General features: G+C 38.0%; 6 protein-coding genes, 1 tRNA gene and 1 pseudogene. 3 read left to right on the plus strand and 5 right to left on the minus strand.

What is annotated here, in order from left to right; all coding sequences use genetic code 11:
* Window positions 1-25: 25 nt before the first annotated feature.
* The 5 genes and pseudogenes from GQR39_RS20465 to GQR39_RS08005 form a co-directional block, all read right to left on the minus strand.
* Window positions 26-106: pseudogene (locus tag GQR39_RS20465) on the minus strand (hypothetical protein); the annotation flags it as partial.
* Complete coding sequence (locus GQR39_RS07990) at window positions 73-3,954, minus strand: Ig-like domain-containing protein (protein ID WP_240918187.1); 3,882 nt, start codon at window positions 3,952-3,954, stop codon at window positions 73-75. The gene GQR39_RS07990 and the pseudogene GQR39_RS20465, both read right to left, overlap by 34 nt.
* Window positions 3,955-3,993: 39 nt before the next feature.
* Window positions 3,994-5,112, minus strand: coding sequence for a FecR family protein (locus GQR39_RS07995; protein WP_165735302.1), 1,119 nt, complete (start codon window positions 5,110-5,112; stop codon window positions 3,994-3,996).
* Window positions 5,113-5,124: 12 nt separating this feature from the next.
* Complete coding sequence (locus tag GQR39_RS08000) at window positions 5,125-6,450, minus strand: surface lipoprotein assembly modifier (protein ID WP_165735303.1); 1,326 nt, start codon at window positions 6,448-6,450, stop codon at window positions 5,125-5,127.
* Window positions 6,451-6,932: 482 nt separating this feature from the next.
* Window positions 6,933-7,008, minus strand: a tRNA-His gene (locus GQR39_RS08005).
* A 275-nt stretch (window positions 7,009-7,283) separates the two neighbouring features.
* Here GQR39_RS08005 and GQR39_RS08010 point away from each other — a divergent pair.
* From GQR39_RS08010 to GQR39_RS08020, 3 genes are all read left to right on the plus strand, one after another.
* Window positions 7,284-8,102 (plus strand): mechanosensitive ion channel domain-containing protein, encoded by an 819-nt coding sequence (locus GQR39_RS08010; protein WP_165735304.1) that lies wholly within the window; start codon window positions 7,284-7,286, stop codon window positions 8,100-8,102.
* Window positions 8,103-8,287: 185 nt separating this feature from the next.
* Window positions 8,288-9,076: a DUF481 domain-containing protein gene (locus tag GQR39_RS08015; protein WP_165735305.1), complete on the plus strand. Its 789-nt coding sequence runs from the start codon at window positions 8,288-8,290 to the stop codon at window positions 9,074-9,076.
* Window positions 9,077-9,198: 122 nt separating this feature from the next.
* Window positions 9,199-11,877: an SLBB domain-containing protein gene (locus GQR39_RS08020; protein ID WP_165735306.1), complete on the plus strand. Its 2,679-nt coding sequence runs from the start codon at window positions 9,199-9,201 to the stop codon at window positions 11,875-11,877.
* Window positions 11,878-11,936: the final 59 nt, after the last annotated feature.

Genomic DNA, 11,936 nt, shown 5'->3' on the forward strand with positions numbered 1-11,936 from the left:
CAGTTATCGTAATAGCGAGCGTGGCAGTATTCGTTCCACCATTATTATCACTAACAGTATAAGTAACTGTTGCTAAGCCGTTGCTATCGGCTGCCGGTGTGNATATTGAATTTGATTGCCAACTACTGAGACCGAGCCAATATCAGCTGAGGCTGAAGAGATCACCAAGCTATCGCCATCAGAGTCAGTATCATTTGCTAATACGTTTATCAGTATTGGTGCTGCATCTTCAGCCATGGTTGCGGTATCATTATTGGCAACAGGTGCATCATTCACGGCAGTTATCGTAATAGCGAGCGTGGCAGTATTCGTTCCACCATTATTATCACTAACAGTATAAGTAACTGTTGCTAAGCCGTTGCTATCGGCTGCCGGTGTGTATTGAATTTGATTACCAACTACTGAGACTGAGCCAATATCGGCTGATGCTGCACTGATCGCCAGGCTGTCGCCATCTACATCTGAGTCATTTTCTAATACGTTTATCAGTATTGGCGCTGCATTTTCAGCCATAGTAGCGGTATCGTTATTGGCAACAGGTACATCATTCACGGCAGTTATCGTAATAGCGACCGTGGCAGTATTTGTTCCACCATTATTATCACTAACGGTATAAGTAACTGTTGCTAAGCCATTGCTATCAGCTGCCGGTGTGTATTGAATTTGATTGCCAACTACTGAGGCTGAGCCAATATCAGCTGAGACTGCACTTATCGTCAAGCTGTCGCCGTCTTCATCTGAGTCATTGGCTAATACGTTTATCAGTATTGGCGCTGCATCTTCAGCCATAGTAGCAGTATCGTTATTGGCAACAGGTGTATCGTTCACTGCAGTTATAGTAATAGTGACCGTGGTATTATCTGTTCCGCCATTATTATCACTAACGGTATAAGTAACTATTGCTAAGCCATTGCTGTCGGCCGCCGGTGTATATTGAATTTGATTGCCAACCACTGAGACCGAGCCAATATCTGCCGAGGCAGCACTGATCGTCAGGCTGTCGCCATCCACGTCTGAGTCGTTTGCCAATACGTTTATTAGTATCGGTGCTGCATCTTCAGCCATGGTAGCCGAGTCTGCGTTTGCAATTGGAGCATCGTTTACGGGGGTAATAGTGATAGTTAACGTTGTTGTACTGGCACCACCGCTGCTATCGCTTACAGTATAAGTAACTGTTGCTACGCCGTTGTCGTCGGCTGCCGGTGTATATTGAATTTGATTGCCAACCACTGAGACTGAGCCAATATCTGCCGAAGCAGCACTGATAGTGAGACTATCACCATCCACGTCAGAGTCATTTGCCAATACGTTTATTAGTATTGGCGCTGCATCTTCATCTACTGTCGCTGAGTCTGCGTTTGCAATAGGAGTATCGTTTACAGGAGTAATAATTATTGATAAGTTTGTAGTTGCAGTACCGCCATTACCATCACTTATTGTGTAGCTAATAATTGCTGTTCCATTTGTATTAGCAGCAGGCGTGTATTGGATTTTATTATCAACAACAGATGCAGAACCTATATCTGCAGTAGCAGCTGTTATTGTAAGAGTATCGCCATCAATGTCGGAGTCGTTAGCTAGTACGTTAACTAATAACGCAGGAGCATCTTCGTTCATCGTTGCTGAATCAGTATTTGCAGTAGGGGCATCATTAACGGGTGTCACGGTAATCGTCACACTTGCTGTTCTGTCGTTTATGCCTTCATTACCAGTGCTATAACCATCCGTAATGGTGTAAGTTAGTACTATCTCACCTGAAAAGTTTGCTGGTGGAGTAAACTGTATTTTTCCGGCGACAATAGTCGCTTCTCCAGCAATATTTTCTATGTTCGAAATACTAATCGTATCGCCATCTGCATCAGTGTCGTTAGCTAGCACGTCTAATAAAGATGCAGAGCTGTCTTCGTCTAACGTAAATTGATCGTTATTGGCTTCTGGAAAAGTATTAACGCCGCTTTCACTTAAGGTTACTTGAGCTGTAGCAGTTAAGCCTTGCTCATTTGAAATTGAATAAGTAAAGCTATCTACACCAATAAAACCTAAGTCTGGTTGGTAGGTAAATGAGCCATCAACTTTTAATGTAAGCTCGCCATTTTGAGTTGCATTGATTGCCGTGGTGTTAACTGATAAATCGCCAGCCTCAATATTAAAATCGTTAATTAATAAGCCATTTTGTACTGTTACTTCAAATAGTTTATTTTTACTAAATTGATAGGCATCATTTTGTGCGACAGGGCTATCGGGTTGGCTGTTTATTATTAAAGTTACTGTGGCTGTAGAGGTTGCACCTAATGAGTCTATAGCTTGATATTGAAATTGATCAACACCATTAAAATTAGCATCCGGCACATAACTAAAGCTGCCATCAATTGCTAATAATAGTTGGCCATGTGTTGGTGCCACAATAAATGTTTCATCAACTGAAAAACTGTCATTATTTGGGTCAGTATCGTTACTAAGCACACCATTGGTTGCTGTAACCACAAGTGTTTCATCTTCGCTTAAACTATAGCTATCATTTTTTGTTACAGGGGCTACGTTAGTGTTTGAGCTTACAATAGTTACATTTGCAATAGCCTGAGCACCTTGTGCATCAACAACTCTATACTGAAAGCTGTCCTCACCTTGCATGTTCTGCTCGCCTTGGTATTCAAAGCTACCATTATCAAAAAGGGTTAATTGTCCTCTTGTCGGTTCGCTAACAGGCGTTGTATCAACAGTTAAGTTATCTAAATCAATATCGCTATCGTTAATAAGTAAGCCAGGCGATAGGACAACTAAGGTTCCATTGTTTGTGATGTTATAAGTATTATCAAGCGCAATAGGGGCGTCGTTAACAGCTAAAATAGTTATCTCTACAACTGCGGTGTCTGTCATACCTAGCTCGTTAGCAACTTGATAGCTAAAGGCATCTTCACCATTAAAGTTTGCAATAGGGATATAAGTAAAATCCCCATTTTCACTTATATTAATGGTGCCATGCTGCGGTAGAATTAATGCATCTGCATTTACACGTAAATCGCCACTGTATTGATTCGTATCATTTGTTAGAACGTTGCCTTGCAGAGTTTGATCTTCATTTATCTGAAACTGATCGGCATTAGCTTCTGGTGCAAATGCAAGCTCTCCACCCACTGGTGCTATGTTTATTATATTAGCAAAGCCACTTTCACCACTGCCATCAATACCGGTAATAAGTACTTGATAACTTTTATCTGTAAGTGACTCGGTAATGCTTAATGCAGTATCTTGAATACTTAAAAATTGTTGCCCGTTTTCTAATTCATTAATATTAGTAGATGAAACTCCAGCTTGAGTTGCAATATAAACGTTATAACGATTAAGTTCGGGGTTAGCTTGCCACGAAAGATTAATATTATCTTCGTCTCGCTGAGCTGTAACACCTTCAATTTGATATGGTTGCCAGTTAAAAGTAATTGCATCAGCAAGGACTTGATTATTTAAAGTGTCAGTTATCCATATTTCTAGGCGTATCTCTCCTGGAGTTACGCCATAAAGTGCAGGGCTGAGGCCTATAATTGATTTTTCGTAGTCAAAACCACAATCAGAAGAACACAGTGATATGCTTTTATTGACACTAGGGAGCACTAAATTAGCTTCAGCAATGCCATCGGTATCCGAAGCTTCAAGTAAAAAAGAAACGTTGCCTTGCACAGTTTCGTTTGTTTGTGAAAAAACAATATTAGCGCGTGTATTAGCTATGCTTGATCCAACTACTCCTCTACTTGAAGTGACAGCACCTAAAACTTTTGTATTCTTGGTTTGATTGCTCGCTATAACACCAGCCAAATTTATATAGCTAGTCACCGTTGGCGGTACTACTTCAGCGGTAGGTGATTGTATTGCCTCTTGAGCAGGGCTTTCTTCTGAGCCTCCACAGGCACTTAACAAAAACACCATAGAACCAAGCAAAAATATATTTTTTGCTGTCATTTTAAATACTCCATAATAAAAGCTTTGTATCCAATGTGTTTATGGTTCTAATTTAAAAGAACCGCTAGCATTTACATCAGGATTATTTATTTCGTTAAGATTAAAGTTGCCAGTAATGTTGTCTAAGTCATTCAAAAATATTGCATCAACATCGCCCTCGGCTTTATTGTTGCCATGGGATGCAAATGTAACGGCTAAGTCAAGTTCGCTTAAATTTATTAAACCGCTGTAAGCCGCATACCAATTTCCGCCCGCGTCATTAAAACTAATTTCGCCATCAGGCACTGTGCCATTATCAAAATCAACAGCCATAGTCATAGCAAAGTCAGTAACAGCACCCACACTCGAATTTACATTAAAGCTTGATGCTTCATAGTTAAATACACCTTGGCGCTGAGCTATTTGATCGACTAAAGATGCGCTGCTAACTGTTTGAAATTGTTGTTCAGAATATATATCCATAGTATCTGTATCTGCTTCAAAAGCATTTACTTCAACTTCAGTTACAGATGCTTGTTCAGCCTCTTCTTCGTTGTCATCTTTAGGGTCGATCGTTACTATATTTTGATCAAACACACGTGCCGCACGCGTCGTTTTTAATACTTCACCAGAGGCTGTAATTTGTGCAAACGAAAAGGCCTCGTTATCACCCAAAGAAACCACGCTATTATTTTCTAAAGTTAAATCTATTGCGCCATCCCATACAGCTAAAAACACGTTGCCTTCAACGAGCTGAACTTCAAAATGTGTTCCACGTATACCAATAGATCCAACGGGGGTTTTTACATTATAAGAGCCGCCATTTTTTTTAATCACACCCGAAATAGAGCGTAAACCACCTTTAAGTAACTCAATAGAAGCAGAACCTTGTTGGGTATTATCATCAAATTCGTAGTTAGCAATATTGAGTTCTGAATTTTCTTTTAAAGCGATTAAACCACCATCCGACATTGAAAATTGCGCTTTGCTTTTCTCTCCAGTCGTAATGCGATCTACACCAAAAACGGTATCTCTGCGCTGCAACTGCCGTTGTTCAGAGCTTCCATCAACCGCTAGTACAGAGCCTCGCGCTAAAATAGTTTTACCAGCAGGGGAGTTTGCTTGTGTATAAAAACTTACACAAAGTAAAGTGGTAATTACAGGGAGTAAATGTTTCATAAATACCTTAAATTAAAATGAGTAAGAAGCGCTTAAATTGATATCTAAACGGTCATATTCGAATAAAGAAATATTACTGGATTTATCTTGATAGTTGGCAGCCAACTGTATTGCTAAATCACGATTAACTAAATAGCGAACAGTGGTTGAGAGCATAAAGAGGTTATCGGCACGTTCTTGTAAAAATAAAGGGTGATCATCTTTATAATTAATCCATTGGTATCCAGCAAGAGATAACAACTGCCAATGTTGAGCTAGTTGAGTGTTCACTTGGTAGTACAAACTCGTAATATTACGGCTATTAAATTCACCTTCAGTAATATCGGCTTCTTCATTTTTAGCGTTAACACTTAAACTTTGAAACCATTGCTTAGTTGCATAGCTAGCTCCTGCGTTTATTGCATAAAACGAATTATTGAGCTTTTCATCAAATCTATTATTTAAAACACCCGCAGTCGCAGAGCTAAATAAATTAACTTGTTTATTCAGCTTATAACTAGCACCTGCTGTTAAAGCTGATTCAGTACGATAAAGATCGCCATCAAGCATTAATGGAGTCGTCGATACTTGTGCAAACCAACTTATGTCATTTTGTTTATATTGATAGGCAGCATTAATATGCGCATTTATACGATCGTATTGGCTGAGTTCTGCAAACTTGTACCACCCGGTATTAACACTCAAAGTGATTAAACTTTTCTGATCTATAGGGTGAGAGTACTTTCCTCTGTAATTTAGTCGCGCATAGTTGTCTTGCGTACTTTTACTTTCTGGCGATAATAAAAATTCACCAATATTAGGGATTATAATCGTATTTTCTGCCGTACCCGCATTTACGTTGCCATCAACGCCAAGGGCAAGCTCAATATTTTGCTTATAAGAACGTCCAGCTTCTTGCTTTTTAAGTGTGGTTGTATCAAGTAACGACTGGGCCGAAGACTTTATGTTATTAGGTGTATTAGGTGAGTTAATCAGTATTAAAGCTTGGGTATCGGCAGCAGGTAAATTATTAACGGTTAAATAAGCACGAACTAAGTACAAGCGAGCTTCATACCATCTAGGGTTGTTTTCAACTACGCGTTCAAAAGCAAATACAGCAGGTGCCGCATTTCCTGTTTTAAGCGCAGAAACCCCAAGTAAAAAATCATAAACAGGCTCACCTAAGTATTGAAATTCACTGTTACTTTTTTCGTAAGCCTGAGTATATTTCTTTTCAGAAACTAATTTTTGCAGTTTAATCAATAGATTATCATATTCATCATTGCTTTGAGCCAATGAGCTAAAACTTATTAAGGCCAAATAACTACATAGTAAATTTCTTAAAAGCTGTTTAATCATGCTTAATTTTATATCCCATAGGAAGTTTGATGTTTTGTAATAAAGTGATGTTATACCAATCTGCTTATATGTGAGGTCTATTTAACGTTAAGAAAATCACGCTAGAACTAGGCGAAAATTTTTGTATCTAGTTGTTCTAAATAAAAAAATTTTAACAACGTTTTAGTGAAATTTAATTCGTTAAGTTGCTCAAATATTTATGCAGGTTTGGTATTAGTACTAGAAATCTAGCACTTTTTGTACTTAAGTACAGCCAATGTAATCACATTGGTTAAATAAATGTTATTTAATTGCAGGCTAAATACTTGCTAATAAATCTTCAAGTTAAACTAATTAAAGGGGAGAGGTTGCTGATAAACTAATTTAGCTTAAAATATTAATTAATTTGGGTAATAAAGCTTGGGTATGCTGTATAGCATATTAAAAAATATAATTTAGGGGAATTATTAAAATATAAATAAGGGCATTACTAGGAGAAAAAGTGGGGCGATTGACGGGGCTTGAACCCGCGACAACCGGAATCACAATCCGGGGCTCTACCAACTGAGCTACAACCGCCACTACACACACCTTGTTTGGTGTGGCGCGCATAATACATAAAATAATAAATGTTGTGAAGTCTAAAAGTGAAATAAATTAAAATAAACAAATTTAATCAGTGTTGGACAGCTAGTATTTACGGGGATTAGGTAACATATTTGTCGCATAACCTTCGCGAAAAATCGAATACAGGCGAATTTAATAGTATTAATTCATTATTCTATGAGAATAAATTGTAAATTAATGTATAATAATGCTCGGAAAACGCTTAATAAAAAACATTTGGAGTAAATATGGATTCAGTACTTAATTGGCTTAACGATAACTCAGGCCTAATCTTACACTACGGTATACAAGCTGTTGTTGCGCTTGTTATCTTTTTACTTGGTAGTCGTATCGCTAAGTTTTGTTCTAACTTAACTGAAAAAGGTTTTGCTAAAAAGAAAGTAGATAAAGCTGTAGGGTCGTTTGTTTCAAGCATTGTGTACACACTTGTATTTGCTGTTACTATTTTAATGGCACTTTCGCAAATTGGTATTGAAACAACTTCGTTCATTGCTATTTTAGGTGCTGCAGGCTTAGCTGTTGGCTTAGCATTACAAGGTTCATTATCTAACTTCGCATCAGGCGTACTTATTATTTTACTTCGCCCATTCAAGTCTGGTGACTTTGTTGAAGCAGGTAATAAAATGGGTACTGTTAAGAAAATCGAAATATTCTCAACTGAACTTCGTACTCCAGATAATAAAGTAATCATCGTACCAAACTCTCAAATAATGTCAGGCGCTATTACTAACTTCTCGCGTGAGTCTACTCGCCGTATCGATTTAGTTATTGGTGTTAGTTACGATGCTGATTTACGTCAAGCAAAAGAAGTATTAAAATCTGTATTAGATGCAGAAACACGCATACTTAAAGACCCAGCTTATACAGTAGCTGTATCTGAGCTAGGTGATTCTAGCGTAAACTTTGTTGTTCGCCCTTGGGTTAACTCTGCTGATTACTGGCCTACTTACTGGTCATTAATGGAAAATATTAAAATTGCATTAGATGATGCAAATATTGCAATCCCATTTCCACAAATGGATGTTCATTTACACAAGCAAGACTAATTTTAAATAGTTATTTAATTAAAGTTATCTTTAATTGTTGTAGTGATAAAGCGGCTATTAGACATAAAATTTCATGCAGTATTTGCTGCATGAAATTTTTTACATTATTACTTAGCTGTTTTGCTTGCTCTAACAAGTAACGCTTTAATAAAATAGGTATACATTTATACAAAGGTTATTTTTTAATGAAATTAAAGCTTTTATCAGTTTTAGTTGCAGCATCTGCTGCAACAAATGCATTTGCTGCAGACGCAGACGCAGAACAAAGAACATGGGAAGTTACCAGTGAACTAGGTGCTATTATCACAAGTGGTAATACAGAAACGACCACACTCAAAGGTGGTATTAAAGTACAGCACAACCTTGAAAACTGGAACAACGAATACAAACTAGACGGCATCTATAAAGAAGATGAAGTTGAAGATGCTAATGGCGACAAAAATAAGCAGCGCACTAATGAAAAGTACTCGATTTCAGCGCAAGGTAATTACAAATTAAATGAAGATCATTCTCATCTATTCATTTATGGTTCACACGTTTCAGATTATTTTGGAGCATATAGAAGTGAGTCAGTAATTTCTGCAGGTTACGGTCTACGTTTATTAAACGAAAAAACAATGTGGTTAAGTGCCGAAGTTGGTCCTGGTTATAAATATTTTGAATACCCAGATGACAGCTCTGAAGTTGATGACAACGGTAACTCTCTTGCTGGTGAATTTGAAGGCGAAGTAATTGCCTTAGGTAAATTAGATTACAACTGGCAAATTTCTGAGAGTGCACGTTTTACTCAATTAGTTGCTGTAGAGTACGGTGATACAAACACTAAAACTCGTTCTGAAACTGCATTACTTGCAAAAATAAACGGCTCGTTACAAATGAAAGTCGCTTTTAATGTCACTAACAACTCAGATGTTGCTGATGACAAAGAAAGCACTGACACAGAAACGTCATTCACGTTGGTTTACAGTTTTTAACCAATGTAGTTAAGTTAATGACATTTAAGTGACAAAAGGGACGAAAGTCCCTTTTTTATTTGCTTATAATTAAGGTATTATAGCGGCCAATTTTGGTTGTAGACCTAGGGATATGCCTACTCGTGAAAGTTTTTACACAATTTATTAGTGCTTTTATTCTACTTTGTAGTTTTAGTACTTTGGCTTTTACGCCAACAGCGTCTCAACTTGAGCAGTTTAAAAAGCTACCAAAAGCTCAACAAGAAGCGCTAGCAAAACAGTATGGTGTTGATATATCAACGATCACTGGTGCAAACCAATCTAATACTCAAAATAATACACAGCAGCAAAGTAGTATTGGTGAGCGTACCGAGCCTGAAAAAGAAGAGCTTACAGATGAAGAGCGCTTTAAACCAAAAATAGACGAACTTAAGCCATATGGCTATGAGTTGTTTGCAGGTGAACCTACTACGTTTATGCCAAGCGAAAATGCCGCAGTACCAGATACATATATTGTGGGCCCTGGCGATCAATTAAAAATAAACTTTTACGGTAAAGAAAGTGAAAGTTTTGAAGTTATAGTTGACCGTGAAGGACGTATTAGTATTCCAGACTTAAGCCCTGTAGAAGTGACTGGTTTAACCTTTGCTGAAATTAAAGAACTAATAAAAGTAAAAGTAGAGCAAGAGGTAATAGGTGTAAAAGCGTTTGTATCACTTGGTCAGCTTCGTAGCATGCGTATTTTAGTGCTAGGTGAGGCTTACAAGCCTGGTAGCTACAGTGTTTCATCATTAACAACCGTTTCGCACGCATTATTTGTAAGTGGTGGCGTGTCTGATATTGCTTCTCTACGTAATATTCAAGTTAAACGCGCAGGCAAGATTGTAGCAAATTTTGACCTTTACGACTTACTTATTAAAGGCGATAGCAGCAACGATATCGTATTAAAACCGGGTGATGTTGTATTTATACCATCAGTTGGCGCTCAAGTAACAGTTGAAGGTGCAGTTAAACGTCCCGCTATTTTTGAACTTAAAAAAGGTGAATCTGCTAAGCAGTTATTAGCAATGGCCGGAGGCCTCAAACCAAATGCCTATGCTAAAAATGCAGTGGTAGAGCGCTTCAACTTCGACCGTAAAGAAGTACTCTCGGTCGATTTTTCAAAACCACAAATTAACTATATCCCGCAAGATGGCGACCGTATTCGCTTTAATTCAGTTAGCTCGCAATATCAAAATTCAATTAGCTTAATTGGTGCAGTAGCACGCCCAGGTAATTATCAATGGCACCAAGGCAAGCGTATTTCAGATGTACTTAAATCTATACGCGGTGACCTACTACCGCAAGCCGATTTAAGCTACGGCCTCGTAATCCGCGAAATAAATGTAAACGGTGATATAGAAGCGCATCAGTTCGACGTTGCTCAAGCGATTATTAAAAATCCTGAAAACAACTTACAACTTAAAGCTAATGACAAGATAGTTGTATTTAGTCGTTTTGAAGAAAAAGAAGCAGAGCAATCAGCTCTAGCAAATATGGCCCTTAGCCAAGAGCAACAAGAGCAGCAACAAAAAGCAGAGCAATGGCACAAGTTTGAGCAAAAAGAGTTCGAAAAATATATTGGTGTTAATCAAGAAGACGAAGAGCTTGTTCTTGAAGACAATAAAATACTAACAATTGCTGAAATTTCTAAACGCAAAGCAAAAGAAGAAGAAGACCAAGAACTCAAACCTGAAGATTACGCATTATTTAGCCGCCATAACTTATTAGCGCCGATTATTGCTAAATTTAAACAGCAAGCATCAGTGCAACAAGCTATGCAATTAGTTGAAATCAGCGGGAATGTTACTTTCCCTGGTATTTATCCACTAATGATTGGTGGTGAGGTAAAAGACTTAATAACTGCAGCCGGTGGTTTATTGGAGTCTGCCTACGTAAAACAAGCTGAAATTACACGTATTGTAGCCAGCGATGGTTCTAAAATAGAACACTTACGATTTGATCTTGAAAGCGCCATGAAGGGCGATCTTCAAAGTAATATTACGTTACAAAGTAAAGACAGCATAAACGTTTTCGCTATTCCAAACTGGCAAGAAAACGTAAAAGTAGAATTAAAAGGTGAGCTTAAATTTCCAGGTACGTACACGATACGCCGAGGTGAAACGCTAACTGAATTACTGGAACGCGCGGGTGGTTTTTCACAATTTGCAGAGCAAAAAGCAGCTGTATTTACCCGTACATCAATTAAAGAACAAGAACAAAAACAACTAGCGCGTTTATCCACAGAGCTTCGCCGCGATATAGCTTCTAAAAGCTTCCAAAACTCGGTGAGTAGCAGCACACTTTCTTATGAAGAAATGAACATGCTGTTAAACGACCTCGCAAGTGTTGAAGCTGTAGGGCGTTTAGTAATTGACTTACCTTTAATTGTAAATAATCAACAAAACTTAGTATTACAAGATGGCGATACACTTTATGTACCAAGCAAGCGCGATTCAATCAGTGTAATAGGTGAAGTTAACTACTCAACATCACATCTTTATAAATCAGGTGTTAGTGTTGATGATTATATTGCGCTAAGTGGTGGCCTTAAAGAGCGTGCTGCTGAAGATAGAATTTACATTATTAAAGCCAATGGTTCAGTGAAAATACCAAGTACAGGTGGCTGGTTTGCAGCTAATAATGCTGAACAGTTAGAACCCGGTGACACAATAGTAATACCAATGGATGCAGGGCACATGGATAAGCTAACGCTTTGGAGCACAGCAACGCAGATTCTTTATCAGTTAGGTGTGGCTGTCGCTGCTATTGGAAGTTTGTGATATGTATTTTTACATTACAAATACTTTAAATTACGTAGCAATACTAAAAAGGTTTCATT

Origin of the sequence: Pseudoalteromonas sp. C8 (assembly GCF_011378685.1) — a bacterium.
GTDB classification, from domain to species: Bacteria; Pseudomonadota; Gammaproteobacteria; order Enterobacterales; family Alteromonadaceae; genus Pseudoalteromonas; species Pseudoalteromonas arctica.

Coding starts and splice junctions, on each gene's coding strand:
- GQR39_RS07995 (WP_165735302.1), bottom strand. CDS start 5,112: ATGAAACATTTACTCCCTGTAATTACCACTTTACTTTGTGTAAGTTTT.
- GQR39_RS08000 (WP_165735303.1), bottom strand. CDS start 6,450: ATGATTAAACAGCTTTTAAGAAATTTACTATGTAGTTATTTGGCCTTA.
- GQR39_RS08010 (WP_165735304.1), top strand. CDS start 7,284: ATGGATTCAGTACTTAATTGGCTTAACGATAACTCAGGCCTAATCTTA.
- GQR39_RS08015 (WP_165735305.1), top strand. CDS start 8,288: ATGAAATTAAAGCTTTTATCAGTTTTAGTTGCAGCATCTGCTGCAACA.